This window comes from Chitinophaga japonensis (genome assembly GCF_007830125.1).
Lineage (GTDB): Bacteria > Bacteroidota > Bacteroidia > Chitinophagales > Chitinophagaceae > Chitinophaga > Chitinophaga japonensis.
Map to the genome: position 1 here is coordinate 484,326 of NZ_VLLG01000004.1, position 20,874 is coordinate 505,199.

A 20,874-nucleotide genomic window follows, 5' to 3' on the forward strand; every position below is an offset into this window, starting at 1 on the left:
TCCACTACCATCCCCAAACTCCTTACTCTGCAATTCCTTCCCATTATACTTCAACCTATTTTCCGGATAATTCGTCCCCACCAAAGCATTCGTACTAATCCCTGCCATTGTGAGGCCAAACGGATAATAATGCGTCTCCTCCAGCAAAGGCCCCTGGATGGTATTTACCACTACATTATCAAAAAACACATCCTGTTGGGTCTCATTGCTCGTGTATACGTACAGGAAACCACTCTTGGCCACCGGCATCTTCTCTACCGCCAGGGTCTGCAGCTCATCCGGTGTGGCTTTCACCTGCCGTACGCCACTGTTCTCCTCCACTAAGTTAAACTGGTCATCGAATAAAACAAAATTCAGGTAGGCACGCGGTTTATCCTGCGGGCCTTTGTTGTCCGGGTCCTTCTCCTTCAGGCGTTGATAATCATTGCCGGAAAGGTTCCGGAAGGGAGATAGCTGCTCCACCTGGCGGGCAGCATGGGACGCATTACCGCTGTTTTCACCCCCAAATGCCTGTAACAGGCTGGCTACCATGTCCTCCGGGGTAACGGATTTGTTATCCTTTGGACCGGTGGATTTATAGAAAGCCCTGGCCCCTACCTGGATCGTATCGCCAGCCATGACCCTGAGCACCAGGGATGGGCCGATCTTCCTGCCACCGCTTTGGGCGTTCAGTTTGGCCACAAATTCGTTCTTGGGGGTAGTCTCATCCTGCGGGTAGCCTACCGGCCTGGCGGTACGGGTCTCCTCCACGTTGCTGAACAGGGCGGCTTCTGTAGCAGCGCTCTCTGTTTCCATAGTAGCGGTGTACATGTCAAAGCTGGTCTGCGTGGTCAGCACGGTGCGTACATTGCCCAGGTGGTCTTTCAGGAAGTAGTCGTAAACATATTGTTGTAACTGCCCGTTGTTGAATACCGGCCGGATACGGCCCTCTTCGTGGCTGATCAGCTCCAGTTGGTCATTGCTGTATACAAAGCTGCCCATGTAGTCCGTAGTGGTGATCTTCGGAGTGCTGCCGGTATTATCGGTAACCGTCTTTTTCAGCTTATTGCCGGCAGCATCGTACTGGTACCTGATACTGCCCTTGCCGCTGATGGTGATCTGCTCCGGCAGGTTCAGGTGGTTGTAGGTGATGGCCGTAATGTTCTTGTTCAAATCTTTAGTAAGGTTCCCGTTGGCGTCATAATCGTAATCATCGCCGGTGTTCGTACCGTTGATGAAGTCGCCCAGTTTGGCAGTGGAGGTGTTAACACCGCCATCACCTACCACCCGCAACTTGTTGCTGGCTTCGCTGGTCTCTTTATAACCATAGCTCAACTGGTCAATAGTCGAGATAGCCGTGCCTATCATCCCCTTCTGGGTCATGGTTTTAATGTTGCCATTGGGATCGTAGGTCAGGTTGCTGACAGAGAAGTCTTCCGTGGCATTGCTGGTAACGGTCCAGTCGCTGCCAGTCCGACGCCGGAAATCGGCTTTCGTAAGGCGGTTGGCATTGTCATAGCTGTAACCGTAGACACGGGGGATATTGTCATTGCGCCCTCTCCATTTGATCCCGGCAATGTTACCGTTATACTGGTTGGCACTGAAGCCATAGTCATAGTTCAGCACCTGGCCAAACCACCTGGCCGTAGATGCGCTCCTACCATCATTTACATAATTCTTGTTGATACCCTGCAGCCAGCCCCGGATGTTGTACTCATAATCGAGCGTTTCCAGTTGACTACTGCCGTTGATGTGCAGGCGTTTGGTCTTGAGCTGTCCCAGTTCATCATAAATATTTTTGGCAATGGCCTGTTTGGTGCCGCCATTTACTTGTTTGAACACGTCCGTTACACGCCCGGCGGCATCATACAACATTTGCGTCATCACCTCCGCATGCGGAACAGCGCTGCTGCGCAGGTTGTTGTGCCGGTGGTAGGTGCTCAGCAGCTTGCCGCTGAAATCATACAGGCTGGTCAGCACATCCTTGCCGCCACTGGTATTGTCGGAAATGGTCTGCAACACCCGGCCTTTATCCGTGTAATAGGTGGTAGTGGTCAGCCACTGGTCCGTGCCCAGCACCCGCACCCGGGTACCGGTCACCAGTCCTTTGGTCATGTTGCTGGCAGCATTTACTACTTCTGCATAAGAGCTGCCAGTGTATTGCGGCAGGGTAAAATCGCCGGTAACGGCATTATGCTTGCCAGTATAGCTATAATCGTCATAAAAAGTATAGGTCAGCGGGGTGAGGGCGCTGGCCGGGATATTGGGCAAGGGATTGGTGGCGGTAATGCTCAGCGTATGCTGGATGGCCGAGGGATTGATCTCCGCCAGCATCTCCCCGGTACCGGAATCAAAACCATCTTCAAAGGTGATGCTGTTGGAGGCCTGGTAGACAGACCGGTTGTCATGAGCAGCCACTACCAGGTCTGCCACACCGGGATAGGTATGGGTGATGGGCTGGGTATTGGAGATGGCGGTGTTCATGCCGGACTGCAGGGTAGCACGGGTAGCCGTGGAGTTATACAGGGCGGTCATGGTGGGACGGTTCAGGCCGTCGTAGAAAGTGACCAGCCACTGGTTCTTCGCCAGCAGGTTACCGTCCCGGGTAAACACCAGCCGGTCCCGCACATCGTAAACCATTTCTACAACGGCGGCGCCGGGCACTTTCTTGACGATCATCCGGTTGCGGCCATCATACTGGTACTGGAAACACAGTTCACCGGCAATGGTGGAGCTGATCACCCAGTTAGATCTGATCAGCTCTACTGCTTTGGGTGGGATCACAAAGCGCAGGTTGCCCAGGTCATCATACACATAATAGGTGCAGAGCCAGCCGGTATGACCGTCAGCGGCTCCGCCGGTCAGTTCTACCTGCTTGAGCACCACCCGGTTTTCCTTGTCCTTAAACTCCACTACCCGCAGGCCGCGCTCGTCTTTGGTGACGTTCTTGTACAACTGCCCGGCAGCATAGGCACTGGTGCTGGTAGGGATGGAGCTACTGGCAGGCATATTCCAGATGCGGACGCCGTCTGCGGCGGTATTGACCAGGTATTGCTGTTCGATAAACTTATTACCGCCTTTTTCTACGCCGTCAGGATCATTCTTTGCCCAGGTATTGCCGGGGGCATAGGTCTTCAGCACGCGGTTCAGCGGGGAGGCTTCGTATTCGGCCTGACTATAATAAATGGACTCGCCCGCAGCGCCGGGAGCCAGTGTGCCATCCAGGTAAAAGGACTTTTGCGCATTGAAAGGATCGGTCTTGAATTTTCCGTCACCTGCAGTTTGCGGGGCATAAGGCAGGTACTGGTACTGCTCTCTCCCATAGGCATCGTATACTACGGGCGCTACCAGGTCCTTGCCGCCGGGTGTAATGGCTTTGCTTACCGTTTGCAAAGGCCGGCCCAGGCCATCAAAGTACTGGGTGGCCTGTTTTACTTCCTGCACCGTACGTGTGGTGGCTGTGACCACTGCCGGATCGGAAGTGGGCATGCTGGGCTCCCAGGTGCGGATGTAGTTGATAGTGGTATTTGTATAGGCGCCGGGAGGGGTGATAGCCGTAGCCGCAGGGCGGGTGCTGGTGCTGGGGGTTTGTGCGGCAGCTTCATTCACTATTCCCAATAACAACAAAACCCAACTGCTGCGTTTGATATAGGATAAAATATTAAGCATACTATCTGTTTTCAAAGGTTCAGGAATTATTGGGTGATGGGTTTTTGATACTGGTAATCGTATTGCTTGAGGATCTTGCCGTGCTGGTCTTTGATGAGTTTGAGGCGGTTGAAGTCATCATATTCATAATAACTGACCCGATTCTTCGTATCACATTGACTAGTGACCCCAACCAATGGGGAATATGTGTAAGTTTCCATTTGCGCAGTTTCGGGGTATAGCCTTAACTCATCAATAAAACCGGCGCCGCTTATTGTAATCGTACTTTGACCGGATATCTTATGTTCAAAGTAAGTCCAACCGTTAACAGTTCTTCCTTTAACAGGATACCCCACTTTTGTACCTGCCAGTGTATATGGCGATGTATTCCTGGTCCAATAAGAAACGATATAGGTTTTGCTGCTGATCAGCCCTGCTCTGCTAATGTTACCACCGGACTGGCCTAGATTGTAGCACTTCCTGCCAGTTGGAGAAGTAGCATCTGCAGTGGACGTCCCTGTAAAGGACCAATTTCCTTTTCCATCGGCCTCAAAGCCGCAATAGGCAATGTCAGACTGTCCTGCATTCGCTACCCTGGCCATTATGTATTGTCTATTAACATCCCATAGATAGGCGGACTGATTACCTCTTTGCTCTGCCTCGGATATATTGTACCTGCCATCGTACTTACTAATGCTTGTTTCCGGCACATAACGGCTATCTTTGACCAGGTTAGAACCAGACAAGTATGCCGGTACAAAATTATTGACCGGCACAGCCGTTTCCATTCTATATTGTTTATCAAGTAGCGTAACCTTGCCCCAACTACTGGCACTGCTTATGTATTGATTATAGACACCTGCAACTGTAGTGGATGTTGTGGTGCCCGGAGCGATTTGCTGAGTGTATTGCTCTACAACATCATACATATGTTTATCCTGCATGTCTTTTATTGCGGTCAAATCTGCCGGAAGGGTTCCTGTGGGAATGGAAAAATCTGCGGTATATTTAAAGTTTTGCGTCGTTTCAGTGCCATCAGACAAAGTGGACACTACTCTTGTCAGCGCTTTATGCTGGGGATTATCATAGTAGAATGTTTGTGTATTACTCAGAGACTCCGTACCTGATCCGGATGTATATATCTTTTCTTCCGTAATGTCCTTGTACATCCATTCAGAAGGGAAGGTAGACGTTTTTAGATTTGTGAATACAGGATAGGCAGGGTTGTATGCTGTGGTACTGGCACATACGTGTGCTGCATAGGAAGTTATTTGCCGGCCTTCAAAAATAGCGTAGTTCCTGTTGTCAAACTTGTAATGATTCGTTATTGTTTTGAGTATTTTCCCCGCGCTATTATAATCAGTTTGAGCAAGCAACTGCCCCCTTCTCCAGCTCGCATCAAACTCACCAAACAACCCAGTCCAATCATTCGTAAATTTATAAAGGGTCGAGCCATTTTCTCCATTTTCTCCGTGGATCTCTTTTACATAGGAATATCCTACATGACTTCCTGCTCCCAGATTAAAGATACTGTTTGACATCAACCTGGTTCCTAATTCATACTTTTGATCGCATGGCGTTGGCGACCTGTCTACAAACCTGAATATTGTCATGGTATATTCCGGATCGCCGGAAATGTTTCCGCTGGAATAATCCGGATTATCAGGTTGCCTGTATTCATACTTAGTAACCTGGTCCTTACCTGTCACAGGATCATGAAATACCATTTTTTTTATGCGGCATCCACCAATCAGCCTGTTACCATTGGCGATTGTCTCCGGAAACTTCATGTTAAGATTTCCCGATACTGTAAAATTGGGCCCCCTGGTTTCAACATATACATAGTAAGTTTGTCCTGCCTCCAATTCTGCGGTAGCGACCTTGTCGTAATCACCGGTACTTGAATAGGGAAATGTAAGGCTCACGACGGAGGTCGTACTCCCTTTTTTCTTTAAAATTACTTTAGTGGCCGCATGGTTAATTTGTGCCGCATCGTCATCATGTTCAAGAGCAACTCCCTGGGCTCCATAAAGTACTGCGCAAACATTACCGGATCCTGCAGGAATAGTATACTCATCGGATGAGTCTTTCGCAAAAGTACTGCTCGACCCTGAGTTATATGCAAAAGCCTCAGCCCAAACATCATTTACAACTGTAGATGTTGGAGTAACCGGGGGCGCATCATGTGCTTCATATTCAAATGTGGTGTATCCGCCTGTTGGATAGGTTATTTTCTCCAATATTCCTGCTTTCACATATTGAGCCTTGGGCTCTCTATTTGCTCCCTTGAAGGTATAGGTATATGGCCTTGTAGCACAGAGCAAACAACTCTCGAAATTATCATGGCAATTTGTCCATGTGGGTATCAGCGTACTATTATTTGCATTGTTATAGTATCCCCAATGATCCTGTGAAAACGAGCCTCTTGAGGGAAGCGGAGTAGTGTTATATGAGAAGGAGTACTTTTCCGCTCTTGTTGCGTCTGTTGTCCCTGCAGGATAGATGAGTACATCTGTTAACTTAAGCCGTTTACTTTTGGCATCTGTCTTATCACTATTAAAATAATCATGTTGGAATGATATTGACTTTATGATTTTCCCCTCTTTATTAGTCACCGTCATCCCTCGCACTAATGGAGCGCCCAGGTCCTGCCTGACGTTCAGCGTAACGTCGAAATCCACGCTTCCTCCATTGAATTCAATCCTGGTGAGTTGTTTCCCTTCTATTACTCTTGACACATACGTTGTCCGGGAAGATCCACCATGTTCAATATAACCAGCACCAGTCTGCCATAGATCCATTGAAAAATTGGTGCCTATTTCTACTTCATAAGAAGCACTTATATAAGTGAATACAATGGAGTCGTTCCTGTTAGGCGCCAGTATTTTCGTAAGATACCAGGCGGAAGTACTGGAAGATGCGCTGGTACCACTCTTATTCTGGCTTATTTCACGTGCGGCAAAAGTATATATAGTTCCATTCTCTGTAACAATTGTCCACTCCTGGTTCCCCATTCCTTTGGTGATGCTTACATTTGTTTGGGGTAACTGTCTTATCTGGTCTGCCTCAATAAACCGGCCATTGTATCCATTAAAATTATACATATAAAGATCCGGTACACCGTCAATCGTATTCTCATACAAGGTAGGGAGCAAGCGATAATCATCCGGGTCATTCAAATCGAATCCGCCGCCTATCCAATCTAGTCCTCCAATATCCTGGTAGCTACCATCATCGGGCATGCCTAATACCGATCTTGTAATAGCCCCACCCGCATTTATAGTCCAGCCTAGACCGACACTACTGGCATTTTCGTTTACCCTTATACCGGATGCATGGTAGCTTAAAGTAAGCGGAAGCGTTAAAAAACCTGTATTGATCTCATACAGCGGAACAGATATACCGGGAGTTCCCGTATACAGGCTTACCGGAATATCGGTGTACTTTGCTATTTCTGCTGAGGTAGGTGCAGGAACAACCAGCTTGGACAGTATGTTAGGACTCGTTTGCTGGGAAAATGCTTGTCCAATTGGGAAGATCATTAAAATTGCTATGCTCATAAAAGCAAGCAGGGGTTTTACCAATTTTCTCTTCATAGATTCCATTACATTACTTTTTTACTTATTGCTTAAACTATCAACCTGACCCTGTAGCAGGGCGTTCTTTTGTTGCAGGGCATCAATCTTTTTGTTTAGTTCTATTAGGTAAAGGGTTTGCTCTTCTATCTTCTGCAACAACTTCTTATCCATCTCTCCCAGGTCCAGCCCCTCCTTTTCCACCTCCGCAGCAGTAGGAATACCCGGCAAATGCCGGTTGGCTTTAATGTATTTTTCTATTTCATACAGGGAAGGCAGTTGGTAACCAGGTTGAAATACAAAATCGGCCCAACCTTGTTGGGTGACTTTTACCTTCTGAGCGCCAATGGTTCCTTTTACGGCGAGTTTGTACGCTCCGGGAGTAACTGTGCCAATACCAACGTTACCATCCGGTTTAAAGACCATCCAGGGAGCATCCTGGGCGGCATCGGCAGTAGTATTGCCTCCTATATATCCATAGGTAAGCGTATTGCCACTGCCGAATGCCCCCACCGAAAACATTTTGCCTGTGCTTCCGTGGGAAATACTGAACTCCCGGGCCCACCCCGAGGGGTAGTCTACATCTATATTCATTCCATAGGGATAACCACCGGGATTACTCAGACGGATAGCGCCGCCCTGCACATTCAATTGTGCACTCGGGGAAGTGGTACCGATCCCGACCTTACTATCCTTATTCCATACACCACCCGTCAGGAAAACATCCCCTGCAAACCGGTTTCTATAGGGCACCAGTACCTTTCCGGTGGCACTGGCGGATATGGACTCGTCGACAACCGCCCAACCGTCATAGTTAGCCTGCACGTCTCCCACACGCCCCTGTGCAAAGGCGCGTACATTAAATCTTAAATGGAACTCCTTTCGCTCGATAAAGATCACCACTTTTCCTCCTTCATTGGCCAGGTAGATGGGAGGAGTAACCGCACCAAATGAGGACACCAATGGCTGGTAAAAGACACCTCCATATATATAGTAGGTAAGTATCAACCCAATTGGGCTGGATGAACCGTAGGCATATCCCTCGATAATAATAGTGGGCATCTGGCTTCCATCGGTGAATGGCAGGTTGGTCTTGATCTTAGCACCATTTACCAGTGTGCCATCGAAATTAAACGACGTTACATCATAATCCAGCACCTTAGTCTGGGCATAGGTTTGCATCAGCGCCAGCAGGCAGCAGCAAAAGAGTAAAATTTTCTTCATAAAAAGGATCATTTGCAAAGAAGGTATAGGAGTTACGGTTTATTGATGCACGATTGCTGTTCCAGCTCCGCCACCCGTTGTTCCAACGCTTCATTCTTTTTATTTAACCGGATGATATACAGCGTCAGCTCCTCGATCTTCTGCAGCAGCTTTTTATCCATCTCTCCCAGGTCAAGCCCTTCCTGCTCTACTTCCGCAGCGGCAGGGATATCCGGCAGGTGGCGGTTGGTTGTAATGTATTTTTCTATTTCATAGAGGGATGGGAGTTGGTAATCAGGATGAAAGACGAAATCGGCCCAGCCGGATTGGGTGACTTTTACTTTGCGAGCGCCGATGGTGCCTTCTACGGCAAGCTTGTAAGTGCCGGGATTAGTAGTGCCTATGCCGACATTGCCATTAACGTCTTCCGATATTAATCTCCGCCATTTTTCCCAGGTTGGGGCAAACCCGGACCTCACGTAAATGTTGCTATTCTGTGAAAAGGCCAGCTCATGAGATTTTCCGCCGGTATTATCTGTCCAAGCACGCATTCCCAGCAGGGCAACAAAATTACCTCCACTACCCGATAACTGTATGGAATCAGCATATTTAAAACTAACCGCAAATGATCTATTATAACTTGCCGGGTTCGTAGGAACATTCCTGGTATCTGCGAAGGTTAGTGAATTTTGAGCGGCAAGCCTTATTGTAGCCAAAGAACAGCAAATAGTTATTATCCAAATTTTATTCATGAGATTTTCTTTACGCATTTGTATAGGGTTTATTTAATGTTACAGTACTGATCAGAAATTATACCCCAACCTCAGCTTCACCGGGTCCGTCCTGGGCACATGCTGGTTATGCAAAAAATCATACAGCAGGATAATATTCCCTTTCAGCTTGCTGCTCACCTTGTACTTCTTGCTGATCCCGATCAGGGCGCTCCCCTGCCAGTTGTCGAAATTCCGCAACTGCTCCTCGTTCAGCAACTGGCTGTTGTAGTTCTGTTCAAAACCGCCGTTGATGTAAAAAGTGCCTTTCAGCTTCCAGTCCAGGAAAGAGCGCAGTCCTACCCCCTGGTGGGAAAATCGGATGTTGTTAAAACCGGTGCCCATGCCCAGCTTGTATGCGGCGCCGATGCCCGCGCTGCCGTTCTTGTGGAATTGGTAAGCTACTTGCCCGGCGATGTCGCTGGTGGTGGGAAAGTATTGGGAGGAACGCTGGAACTGCAGGTTGCCGCCAAACTCCAGCCGCTGCAAAAAACTTTTGCTCTTCATCTCGTTGGGTTTGAAGTCCGGCATGTCGGCGGCATTATCCACATTGGGGAATTTGTCCTTCAGCTCATTGAAGCGCTCCCGCGCCTGCGAGAGCTGCTGGCTCACCGCTGCCTGCGCATTGGGGCCACCGCCACCCAGTCTTTGCTGGATCAACTGCTCCACCTGAGCACGGGTCTGCAAGCCTTCCAGGTTCTGTGCGGTATTGCCGGCGGCGGACAAGTTGAACAAGCTGGCCAGTTGGGAATGCTTTTGCAAAAAGCTGTTATAGGCTGGCACCTGTTTCAACAGCGCCATAGCTTTCGCTTCCGCCTTCTTTTTATCTTTCAGCAGTTCCTTGTACTCACGCAATTGCTGCCCGTAGTAATAGGCCTCTTTGTTGATCTTTTGCAGGTCCTTGCTAAAACCGGTATATTGAGCCAACTGCTCCTTCAACTGCTGCTTACGTTCCCGGATATAGGCCTTGATCTGCTCCGCCTGTTGCAACCTGGATTGCAGCGCTTGGACATTTTTCAGCGAGCCACTCAGCTTTTCCTGCAGGGCTTTGGATTGTTCGCCCAGGTTTTTGGCATCCTTAAGAAAAGAAAGGGAGCTTTGCAACGTGTCCAGGTAGCCGGAGTAGCTGCCGGCGGAGGCCTGCAGACCGGCTGTTTTCTGATGGAGCCTGCTCTTCAAATTGCCCAGGGAATCAATGGAGCGGGTAAAGATATTCTTAGCCGCCACGGAGTCGATCTTTGCCAGCCTGGCCTGCATTTTCTTTTCCTGGCGGGCCAGTTTGTTCAGAGCTTTTTCCGAGCGCTTGCTCACCTGCTTTTCAAAATGACGGGACTTGCCGCTCACCTGCGACAGGTACTTTTCAGGCAGGCGGCTAATGGCGGCAGCAGTGCTGTCTGGCGTCTGCGCAGCGGTAGTATGCAGGAAGAACAGGAACAGGATGGCCAACAGGCAACAGGGCCGGGCAGGACTTGTCAGCAACGAATTTTCACGGCAGGGCATTGTACTCTTTTTACAGGACTGCAACAATGTTTAGTTTACACCAGCAACGGCATTCTCATACGATGTTGAATTAAAAACGGCTACAGAAAGTACGGGTTATCTTTTACGGGCAACAACATAACTTTCTCAGGTATAGCTTCACATTACAAAACAAGTTATTTTTTCCGGTAAAACAAACCAACCTTACACATAAAAGGATTTTACATACGAATTAATGCTCATATAACGTTTCGATTATTTAATTACCTTTATATAGCAGTTCAGGGCCCCTAAGATCAATTACTCAAAATAACCTTATCCAATGCGATAACGCAACTACACTGTTATGTCTGCTATCAAAACCCTCTCAACCCTGCTGCATATCGGCACCCGGCATGTCGCGGACGGCCATGAAAAACTGCTGATCTGCAAAGTAAATGGTATTGCCTGCTCATTGATCCTGCTGAGCCTTGGCTTTGGCCTGCTCTTCTATTTCATTTCCGGCCATCTTATTGTGCTGATCGCTACTTCCATTGAAAGCGCGCTGTTTGTGGCGGTGATCGCCCTGAACCATTTCGGGCGGCACCAACTGGCTACCACCGGCCTGCTGGTGGTGCTACATGCAGCCATCCTGTACTTTGGCCTCTTGCTGGGAAAGGCTATAGACGGGCTCTGGCTGGCGCTGTTCCTGATCGTGACTTCGCTGCTCTTCCTGCAGAACAGAACGGCCGTGCGTGTGAGCCTGGCGGGTAGCGGCATTTTGCTGGGCGTGATAGAGGCCAATAAATTCCACGCTTTTGTAGCGCCATTCCCTTTCACACCCGTAGTGCAACTGGTGGTGCATTATTCCGCCATTGGCGTGATCCTTTTTTTAACGGTGCTGACCCTGCTACACTACATGCAGCACAACACCTCGCTGGTAAACAAAGTAAAGGCGCATACGCAGGAGCTGGAAAAAGCGAACCGCTCCCTGAAGGTGTTCCTGCGGGAGCTGACCCACGAGATACGCACTCCCCTGAACGCTATCTACAGCATTTCACAACTGAAGCTGATAGAAGCCAAGACGGACACGGAGCGTATTACCGATCAGCACCTGCACTTTGCCTGCCACCACGTGCTCAGCATCATCAACAATGTACAGGACAAAAGCAAGATAGAGGCCGGCCACCCGGACGACATCAAACGCGAAAGCATTGATCCACGGGAATGGATACAGGAGATCGCTCATATCTACCGGTACTTTGCAGATACCAGGGAGGTGCGCATCCGGGTGGAAACCGCTGAAAACCTGCCTGCGGTGATATGGGAAGACAAAACGATCCTGACCAAGATCACCAGCAATATTATCGGGAACGCTATCAAGTTCACGAAAAAAAATACAACCGTTACCGTGCGCGTGCAACAACAGGATACGCTGTGGCATATTTCCGTAAAGGACCAGGGCGCCGGCATTAGCCAGGATAGAATGCCAGCCCTGTTTGACGAGTTTACCCGTGAGCGCATCAATTTTGCGGAAGGCACCGGCCTGGGCCTGCACATTGCCCGCAAGCTGGCGAACCTGCTGCAGGGAGATATACAGGTGAGCAGCCTGCCCGGGCAGGGCGCCACCTTCACTATCAGCCTTCCCCTGCATACCCCGGAGGGCGATGCCCTGACAGCTACCGGTCAGGACACGGCGGATCACGTATCCTTCAGGGACAAAAAGGTGCTGCTGGTGGAGGACGACCCGATGAGCCGGCAGTACCTGCACCGCTACCTGGCAGGGATCGGTTTTACCGTAGCCCTGGCGGAAAGCGGGCAGGAAGGGCTGTACCGCGCCGGCTGTGTGCCCTACGACGTTATTATCTCGGATATCGGGCTGCCGGGGATGGATGGGAAGGCTTTGCTGACGCAGCTCAAAAGCAGCCCATTCCTGCGGCACATCCCGGTGATCATTACTTCTGCAGATACGGCGGTGAGGGAGGACGTGCTGCAGGCAGGAGCCAGCGGCTGCCTCATCAAACCGGTTGACTTTAAACTGTTGTGCGGCCTGCTGAAGCGGCTCCTGCCGGATGCAGCTTCAGCGGATTATTTGTAAATTGCCGGCGTAGCACTAATTTTGAGATTTAGTGAAATTTTTCTTATTTTGGGTGCACTACGGTTTTTATTATGCCTGGAAAAGATAGAAAGATTGATAACCATTAGAGAACCATATTATATCGTTAAACCTTAAAAGAACCAGGGGATTCTTTCCTTCTATGCAGAACGGCCATTTAGCTGTTTTGCGAATGTTATGCAGGTGTGAATCCCAGTAATTTTACTAACTACCCCCTTATGGCACTGATGCTTACACTTAAAAAAATAGCTGCTGCAGGCGTTGAGGATACAGAAACATTATCTAAGAACCCAATATTCCTTGTCAATTGCTTTAGCTTAGTTGCCCTCTCCTTTTGCTTCCTCTTCGGAATCTCCTTTTATTTGATTACTGGTAACCTTGGCGTATTAATACCTGCGTTCATAGAGGCAATGATCTTTGTGGCTGTTATATTGTTAAACGGATTTAAGAAGAATACTGCCGCAAGCTATGGCGTTGTATTAACGGTTAATGCCTCTTTAGTATATTTCAGCGCTATTTTCGGGGCAATTGTAGAGGTGCACCTGGCTTTTATATTCCTGTTTGGAGTAACCTTTTTATTGTTTAAACCTTCTTCAGGACATCGTACGATTAGTGTTATCATAGCCGCACTTACATTAGTGCTATGCGAGATCAATTTCTACTACCAGCTTGTACCGCCCATCTTAACAACCCGGGAAAATGAATTCCTGGTTCGCTGGCTGGCAATGCCGGGAATTATTTTCCTGGATGCATTGGTGATCTGGTTCTACAAAAAGGATTATGACACCTCGCTACTTAATCTAAAGCGAACCATGGAACTGGAAGCCGCCAATATGGCCAAGAACTTTTTCATCCGGGTAACGAATCATGAACAAAGAGCACCGTTAAATGCGATTCATGAGATCAGCCAGACCCTGTTAATGTATGCGGAGAATAATAACTATTCTCCTGAGGACATTAAGCGGCTGGCGGAAGATCTGTATGCGGCCAGCAACAATGCCGTGCAGCAGGTCAATAACGTACTGGACATGTCGCAGATTGAGGCGGGCAGAATAAATGAGGTAGCGGAAGAACCCGTTAACATAAACCAGTTTCTTACTAACCTTGCTAAAGTATATCAATATTCCGCTAATACGAAAGGTGTTGAAATACTAACAGAGCTCCGGGAGAATTTGCCGGTTTCTATTATCAGCGATAAAGGGAAGCTGACAAAGGTCATAAGTAACCTGCTGATAAATGCTATAAAATTTACCAGGGATAAAACCACCGTTAGCATAAAAGCATACAAAGGCGACAAACTGTTATATATTAGCGTACAGGACCAGGGTAAGGGCATAGATGCGGGAAAGACAGACCGCATTTTTGAACCGTTCGAGACGGAAAAAAATGCACTTATTGAAGGCACCGGGCTGGGGCTTTATATTACTAAGCATTTTGTACAATTGCTAAAAGGCACTATTGCTGTTACCAGCAATAGTAACGGCACCACTTTTACGGTTAATATACCGCTCAGAATCGGAAAAGAAGAAAGCGAACCTTCATCTGTCTCCAATTCTGAGCAAAGTATATGTAAAGGCAAGAAAGTGCTGATTTGTGAAGACAACTCCATGAGCCAGCTTTATCTTCTCAAATTTCTCGAAAGGTCCGGATGTAGACCCTTTCTTGCCAACAATGGTATTGAGGGCATTGAAATAGCGCTGAAAGAGCAGCTTGACCTTATACTTATCGATTCCCATATGCCCAAAATGAGTGGCAGGGAAACAATTGAATATATTAGAAAGCACCCCAGGCTCAAACATTTGCCTATCATCGCGATCTCAGGTGACAGCGCCCATGAAGAGATTGAACAATTACTACAGGCAGGTGCCAATGATTATATACTCAAGCCCATTTCCTTCAAGCTGCTGAACAATGCTATGCATAAACACCTGGCAATTTCTTCTGTGAGTGACAATACCATTGGTTCTACTGCGGTTTAAGCCGCCCTCACAAGAGATTTCTTTTTACGATCTTCCGCGTAAGTGAAGTGATAACGGTCCGTATCATAAACAGACCAGTCAAAGAATCCCCTGACCATAATTTCCAGCGCATCAATATATCTCCTGACATCATCATCAACTTTCCAGCTTCCAAATGAAGGTAGCTTGTACTTTAATTCAATAAACTGCCTTACTTCCTTATTGTGAATTTTTGCGGCTTCTGCGATTGCCTCTTCCAATGACATGTTGTGCTGGTTCATAAGCACCACAACAAGGTTGTGCTGGTCTCCGTGTTCCAGCTCTTTGGAAAGAGAAAACAAGTCATTTGCCCAACATACGACCCGGCGTCCCAGGTCAACCAGTTTCTGAAATTGCTCGTTCTGTAATATGTAAACCGGCAAGCAAACTTTTGATGCCACTTCAATCATATCGGTTCCTAAATTAGCGCCGCTAAAGAAAGTCCGCAAATTCATGTACTGAGTAACATCCGGGTGTTGTTTCCTTTTTGCATTAACGGCTTCCCATACTGCCGCTTCAAAAGTGGCCTTAAAGCTTAACATGAACTGGCTCTGCCAGGAAGTGCTGCTCATTTTCAGAATATGCGACCAGAAATCAGATAAGGCTGCCAGTATATCGCCTCCTTCTGCCGGTGTTATCACTTTATCATACCTGAGTATGTTCATGAAGTCTGCAATTATTTTTTGCAGAAATGGCCGCTCCCTTACGCTGTCTGTTTCAGGCTTGATGTTATCCAACTGATCATCCAGGACAAAGAGCCAGGTGTAGAGGTTGTTGGCGATACAGAGAAATTCATAATCCGCGTAAGGGTAAGTCCTGGCTGTCATCCAGGCAAATTTATAGCGCCGGAACTTCTCGTACATTTCGTCGGACTGCAGCAAATTGAACTTATGTAACCAACGAAATGTGTGTTGATCCACCTTTTCCACCAATGGGCTAATACGGGAGGGAAATGGACAATAGAGCTTTGGGATGTTGATTGTGTGTTTCATAATATATCATTTTGAGATGAGAAAAAACTTCCCTTACAGAAAGGCCGAAGAGCATCATTTATACGACGGTCCGTGCAGCCAGCCGGGCTGCTGTTATCAGTGCTGTTAAACATGACGGTTTAGATTATTAAGGCATAGAGAGTAATATCCTCTTATGTGCAAAAGGGTCCCATAGCTTGATATTTAGTGCAATAAAATATAGCTAAAATCGACAAGAATAAAAGCAAGCGCCGCGATATGATTGCACTGGCCTGACAGTTAGTATGGGGGCGATATGCATTGCGGTGATTTTCAATCGTTATGGGGAACGACGATAACAAACCTTGAGGTAGCGGCAAGGAGAAGGAAGGAGTGAGCTACGGATTATGGGCGGAGAATTATCCGGCAAAGGTTTCACTGCTGCCGGCCTACTTTTTCCAGCAGCTCGCGGGCGGCCGGTTCGCCGCTGTCGGCCGCCATGTTCAGCCAGAAAAGCGCATGGGTCTCATTTTTCTCTACGGCCAGGCCATTGAGATAATAGCAGCCTACTTCTTTTTGTGCGATGGTTTTGCCGGCTTCCGCGGCCAGCAGGAAATACAGGAATGCCTTGAGGTGATCGGCCTTGCTGGCGGCATGCCTTTCGTAGAACGCCGCCAGGTAGTACATGGCTTCTACATGCCCGGCATCGGCGGCCTTTTCATATAGTTGCAGGGCCATGCGCACATTGCGCGCATCTGCAGGCCCCAGGTGGGGCTGCAGCACGCCGGAGCGGTCATAGGCAAAGCCACCATTGAGCAGCTCATAGGCCAGGCGGTACTGGCATTCGGAGCCATTCACTGCGGCGCCCTGGTGCAGGTAGCGGGCGGCGGCCTTCAGGTTCCTGCCTTTATGCTCCCCGTAAAAAACGGCCCTGAAAGCGGCATAGCAGCAGCTCTCCCTGTCCTGGGGGTCCAGGTCGGCGGTCTTGCAGTACCAGTCTGCCGCGGCGGCGGGGCTCCGGTCCTCTTCATAGCCCCGGTCAAAATAACGGGCCAGGCAGGCCATTGCTTTTACATAACCCAGGGCGGCGCTTTTCTGCAGGTAATCGATGGCCATTTTCCGGTCGGCGCGGTTGGGCTTGAAGAAGTTGCCGGGCACTATATGCACACCTCTCCACAGCAGGCGGCCTTCGTAAATACGCTTGCCCACCAGGTAGTAACAGTGCATGCTACCGTAATGGATACCCAGGTTAATATAGTAGGTGGCCATACTGTAGTCATGATCGCGGGTACGGGCTTCCAGCTCCAGCTCTGCCAGCCGGGCGCAGGCCCAGCCGCTGCCATCCTGCGCCAGCACTTTCAGCAGGCGGACGGCTTTGTCGCGGTTGCGGAAAGCGCCGGTGTCTGCATGGCCTTTCCAGAAAATATGCACCAGCCGCTCCCCTGCTTCCAGGCAGCCTTCGCGCCAGGCGATATGATAATAGCTGACGGCTTTGCGGATATGCTTTTCCTGCCCGTGCAGCCCCTGGCGGTATATGTCGCCAAGGCGTTGCCAGGCGGCGGGATAGCCATAACGGGCGGCCCTTCTGAAATAGATCACGGCCTGGGGCGCTGCGGGATCGGCAGCGGCCAGGCAATCGGCATAGTCATACAGCAGCGCGGCATCTTCGGGATGCAGCGTGAGGGCTTCGGTAAAATACTGCTTCGCCTTTCCCGGCTCGCCGGTGCGCCAGTAGAAGCGGGCCAGCGCCGGCGCGCCCATAGACGGGCTAAGGCGGTGCATGATGTGGAAGTGTTGCGCCGCGGTGGCGGGGTGCAGCCTGTGCTGCCAGCAATACTGCGCATAATGCCCGCGAAATGCCGCCCGCACTTCATTGCGCGCGGGGGCAGACAGGCCGTTGTAGAGCAGGTAGGCGTAGGCCTGCATACTGTCGTCCCACGTAGCGGGGTGCCCGCGGCGCAGGGCATCGAGCATGGCTATACGCGAGCTGACAGCGCCGGGCTCCAGTTGCTCCGCTCTCTTATACCAAAGCGGCAACTGGTACACTACGCCGATATCTTCCGGTAAAAATTCCTTTTCATCGCCATAGCGCGCGTCCACGGCGTACATATGCCCCAGGTACAGCCAGGCATGAAAAGGCCGGGTAGAAAGCGCTACCGCAGCTTCCAGCAAAGCGGCGGCATGATCCATGCCGGCTTTAAGACTTTTGAGACTGTATACGGAGGCGTGCTGCACCGGTAGTGCGCCTCTCCTGGCATAGGCATCCGCCAGTACGGCATGGGCGAGGATGATGTGCGCGGCATAGGATTGCGGGTAACGTTCCAGCCACTGCGCCGCCAGTTGTTGCGCGCTTTTCAGCCTGGCGGGATAGTACCGCAGGTACTTTTCAAGGTCGCCGGGCGTGTTTTCAGCATGTTGTTCATAACGTTCCTGCACCCCCCGGTACAAATACTCCAGCGTGTCAATGTCCTCTTCACGTACCAGTTCCAATAAGAAGAGATAGCTTTTCAATCCATTATTCTCCATCATTTTCACCACGTATGTATTGGTTAAAAGGCGGGCAACCGGCCCTGCTGCAAGTTCTGCAATTTACGCCGGTTAATTGTTAATAAGATGTAAATGATTGATACTTTTACTAATACGGACAAAAATAACCTGTTAAAACAGCGAGCGCCTGTTTCCAGGAGGATATGGTTACAGTAAGGCATGGTTAATTATTACGTTGGCTATCATTGGCTATCGCCAGCCCGTTATGCGCCGCTTATGGCACAGACGGGTGGCTGTTGTTATCCGGCCGGTGCAGGTGCGCCAGTATCCTGGTAGCGATGGCATTTACCAGTTGCGGGTCTTCCGATGTGACTACTTCAGGTTTCAGTACACCATTCTCCTGCCGGTAATAATCGATGGCATGGTCTTCTCCGACAAGGGCCCTGTAAAATGTGGCGCCATGTTCGTGATGCAAGGTAACGGGTATGACATAGTTCCGGCCCTGCAGATCGAAATCCAGGTTGAATTGTTCCATATCACAAAATACTAAATAAAGTGAATGGTGAAAAGTTCACCTTTCACTATTACTTATACGGCACCGCCACTACGTTCAGGGAAGCGGGGCCGGCAGTAACCCGGATGCGGTTGCGGCTGGCGCTGAGTGTTTGCTCCGCAGGCATGATTTGGCGCGGCGTGTCCAGGGTATTGATGTCCCCGGTATTGGGAGCGGTCAGCACCTGCTGCACCGGGGCCTGGCCGGCCGCTACCGCGCCTTCCAGCATCACGTTGAAGGATACAGGTCTGGAAGAAACATTGACGATCCTGAGCAGTATCTTTTTGGCAGGAGCGTCTATCACCGCGCTGGCGTAAAGGCTGTCCTCACCGGCCAGCACCGCGCCATTGCGCAGCACCGGCACCACCTGCGTGCCTTTGTTGGCGGAGAACAGTTGCTGCACGTAGTAGTTAGGCGTGCCAACTACCCGCAGGTTGTCGAACCAGATGAGGTCCGGGCGCCATTGCCAGGCATCCACATGGGCAAATAAGGGTGCATAGGAAGCCATGTGCACCATATCGGCATTACGCTCCAGGCCGGTCATAAAAGCAGCTTCCGCCAGGGCGCTGCCCCAGGTATTGCGGCTTTCCGCCTCCTTCCCTTCCCTGGTATGGGCGGCATATTCCCCGGCAAAAATCTTAGGCCCTTTGCGGTCATAATGATCATAGCGGCCGGCATTGGCCAGGAACCATTCGGGAGGCATATAGTAATGTTCATCAATAAAGCCGGCACGGCTGCCTTTCAGCTCCTTCCAGAGGTAATCGAACCTGGGGCCTTTGGAAGCGGGACCGGCACTGGCGATGAGCTTTATATCCGGGTATTTTGACAGGATGGCCTGCTCAAATACCCTGTAGCGCTCCACGTACTGTGCATCCCACTGCTCATTGCCCACGCCCAGCATGGTGAGATGGAAAGGTGCGGGATGCCCCATGTCTGCACGCAGTTTCCCCCATTTGGTATTGGTATCGCCATTGGCAAACTCGATGAGGTCCAGCGCATCCTGCACATAAGGGTCCAGCTCGTTCATGGCCACTACTTCGCCAGTGTTGTACTGGCAGGCCATCCCGCAGTTGAGGATGGGCAACGGCGCGGCGCCCAGGTCTTCTGCCAGTTGGAAATATTCAAAGAAGCCCAGCCCGAAGCTCTGGAAATAGTCCGGTGTGGAACGGTGCCTGAACTCGGTGTTCCAGCGGTTGATGATCAGCTTGCGCTCTTCCGGGCTGCCGACGGTTTTCTTCCATTGATAACGGTTGAGCAAATCTCTTCCCTCCACAATGCAGCCCCCGGGAAAGCGCACGAAGCCGGGCTTCAGATCGGCCAGCATCTGCACCAGGTCCGCCCGCAAGCCGCCGGGCCGCTGCTTCCAGGTATCCGCCGGGAACAGGGATACCATATCGACGTCTATTTCCCCTTCCCCGCTGAACAGTACCTGCAGCTTGCCTTTGGCAGCCGTAGCGGTAGCGGTGAGCACCGCTTTGTGCTGCCGCCAGTTGCCGCCAAAGCCGCTTAATGCCGCTTCTCCTATGTTTTCCCCTTTCTCGTTCAGCAGCACCAGCCGCGCTTTAAGACCGGCGCCGGCGGGCGCGGCGGCCAGCATGGAAAAATGGTATTGCTTTCCCTTTTCAATGCCTATGCCGCGGAAGCCTTCATTCGCCAGGCCATAAGCGCCGGCCGGCGCTTTTACGGTAATGCGGGCGTAACGGGGATTGTTGGCGTTATCTTCCCTGCGGTTAATGATCAGGATACTGCCGCCGGCGCTGTCCTGCTTCACTTCCTCCCAGCCCATCCGGGGCACGTCAAATTCAAAGGAACGGTTCTTAACCAGCTCCGCATACAGGCCGCCGTCTGCCGCAAAATTGATGTCCTCAAAGAAAACGCCCCACATGGTGGGCTGTATGGCTGCGCCGGGCTTGTTGACCTGTACGGTAAGCTGTTGCGGCGCCTGCGCATAGGTAGCGGTAAAAAAGGTGGTGGTAATGGCAACGGTGGCCAGCAGTTCTTTATAACGTGTCATTTTGGTTGCGTTTTGTTTGGCATGTAGCCGAAAGGTACAACTATTCTTTTTATTGTACAAATGACACTTAATTTAAAATTCCAAAAACCAAATTCCAAAAATCAAAATAACTACAAGGACTCAG

11 protein-coding genes are annotated in these 20,874 nt (G+C 50.1%); 2 read left to right on the forward strand and 9 right to left on the reverse strand.

The genetic code is table 11. From position 1 onward, the window contains the following. The 5 genes from LX66_RS28195 to LX66_RS19145 all read right to left on the reverse strand — a co-directional run. Positions 1-3,648, reverse strand: a 3,648-nt coding sequence (locus LX66_RS28195) for a DUF6443 domain-containing protein (protein ID WP_158642681.1), incomplete at its 3' end; no start/stop codon positions are given. Between the two features lie 26 nt (positions 3,649-3,674). After that, the gene (locus LX66_RS19130) at positions 3,675-7,232 is read right to left on the reverse strand and encodes a hypothetical protein (protein WP_145716537.1); all 3,558 of its coding nucleotides are present in this window, start codon (positions 7,230-7,232) and stop codon (positions 3,675-3,677) included. Between the two features lie 12 nt (positions 7,233-7,244). Further along, complete coding sequence (locus LX66_RS19135) at positions 7,245-8,426, reverse strand: hypothetical protein (protein WP_145716539.1); 1,182 nt, start codon at positions 8,424-8,426, stop codon at positions 7,245-7,247. 32 nt (positions 8,427-8,458) lie between these two features. Beyond that, entirely contained in the window at positions 8,459-9,175 is a 717-nt protein-coding gene (locus LX66_RS19140) for a coiled-coil domain-containing protein (RefSeq protein ID WP_211366378.1), read from the reverse strand. 33 nt (positions 9,176-9,208) lie between these two features. Continuing rightward, positions 9,209-10,675, reverse strand: coding sequence for a coiled-coil domain-containing protein (locus LX66_RS19145; protein ID WP_145716541.1), 1,467 nt, complete (start codon positions 10,673-10,675; stop codon positions 9,209-9,211). A gap of 325 nt (positions 10,676-11,000) precedes the next feature. Between LX66_RS19145 and LX66_RS19150 the strand changes: the two genes are divergently transcribed. Both LX66_RS19150 and LX66_RS19155 read left to right on the forward strand, forming a co-directional pair. Then, the gene (locus LX66_RS19150) at positions 11,001-12,731 is read left to right on the forward strand and encodes an ATP-binding response regulator (protein ID WP_145716543.1); all 1,731 of its coding nucleotides are present in this window, start codon (positions 11,001-11,003) and stop codon (positions 12,729-12,731) included. A gap of 236 nt (positions 12,732-12,967) precedes the next feature. After that, positions 12,968-14,728: a hybrid sensor histidine kinase/response regulator gene (locus LX66_RS19155; RefSeq protein WP_145716545.1), complete on the forward strand. Its 1,761-nt coding sequence runs from the start codon at positions 12,968-12,970 to the stop codon at positions 14,726-14,728. Here the strand turns inward: LX66_RS19155 and LX66_RS19160 are convergent. The 4 genes from LX66_RS19160 to LX66_RS19175 all read right to left on the reverse strand — a co-directional run bounded on the left by LX66_RS19160 (position 14,725) and on the right by LX66_RS19175 (position 20,750). Further along, the gene (locus tag LX66_RS19160) at positions 14,725-15,738 is read right to left on the reverse strand and encodes a terpene synthase family protein (protein WP_145716547.1); all 1,014 of its coding nucleotides are present in this window, start codon (positions 15,736-15,738) and stop codon (positions 14,725-14,727) included. The two genes, LX66_RS19155 and LX66_RS19160, sit on opposite strands and share 4 nt — an antisense overlap. A 393-nt stretch (positions 15,739-16,131) precedes the next feature. Beyond that, a complete protein-coding gene (locus LX66_RS19165) occupies positions 16,132-18,225 on the reverse strand; it encodes a tetratricopeptide repeat protein (RefSeq protein WP_145716549.1) in 2,094 nt (697 codons plus the stop codon). A gap of 232 nt (positions 18,226-18,457) precedes the next feature. Then, the gene (locus tag LX66_RS19170; RefSeq protein WP_145716551.1) at positions 18,458-18,718 is read right to left on the reverse strand and encodes a hypothetical protein; all 261 of its coding nucleotides are present in this window, start codon (positions 18,716-18,718) and stop codon (positions 18,458-18,460) included. Positions 18,719-18,767: 49 nt separating this feature from the next. Beyond that, positions 18,768-20,750, reverse strand: coding sequence for an alpha-L-arabinofuranosidase C-terminal domain-containing protein (locus tag LX66_RS19175; protein WP_145716552.1), 1,983 nt, complete (start codon positions 20,748-20,750; stop codon positions 18,768-18,770). Between the last annotated feature and the right edge of the window lie 124 nt (positions 20,751-20,874).

What these genes read in the sequence shown, in the direction of transcription:
- LX66_RS19130 (WP_145716537.1), bottom strand. Translation starts at nt 7,232, where the DNA reads ATGGAATCTATGAAGAGAAAATTGGTAAAACCCCTGCTTGCTTTTATG.
- LX66_RS19135 (WP_145716539.1), bottom strand. Translation starts at nt 8,426, where the DNA reads ATGAAGAAAATTTTACTCTTTTGCTGCTGCCTGCTGGCGCTGATGCAA.
- LX66_RS19140 (WP_211366378.1), bottom strand. Translation starts at nt 9,175, where the DNA reads ATGCGTAAAGAAAATCTCATGAATAAAATTTGGATAATAACTATTTGC.
- LX66_RS19145 (WP_145716541.1), bottom strand. Translation starts at nt 10,675, where the DNA reads ATGCCCTGCCGTGAAAATTCGTTGCTGACAAGTCCTGCCCGGCCCTGT.
- LX66_RS19150 (WP_145716543.1), top strand. Translation starts at nt 11,001, where the DNA reads ATGTCTGCTATCAAAACCCTCTCAACCCTGCTGCATATCGGCACCCGG.
- LX66_RS19155 (WP_145716545.1), top strand. Translation starts at nt 12,968, where the DNA reads ATGGCACTGATGCTTACACTTAAAAAAATAGCTGCTGCAGGCGTTGAG.
- LX66_RS19160 (WP_145716547.1), bottom strand. Translation starts at nt 15,738, where the DNA reads ATGAAACACACAATCAACATCCCAAAGCTCTATTGTCCATTTCCCTCC.
- LX66_RS19165 (WP_145716549.1), bottom strand. Translation starts at nt 18,225, where the DNA reads ATGATGGAGAATAATGGATTGAAAAGCTATCTCTTCTTATTGGAACTG.
- LX66_RS19170 (WP_145716551.1), bottom strand. Translation starts at nt 18,718, where the DNA reads ATGGAACAATTCAACCTGGATTTCGATCTGCAGGGCCGGAACTATGTC.
- LX66_RS19175 (WP_145716552.1), bottom strand. Translation starts at nt 20,750, where the DNA reads ATGACACGTTATAAAGAACTGCTGGCCACCGTTGCCATTACCACCACC.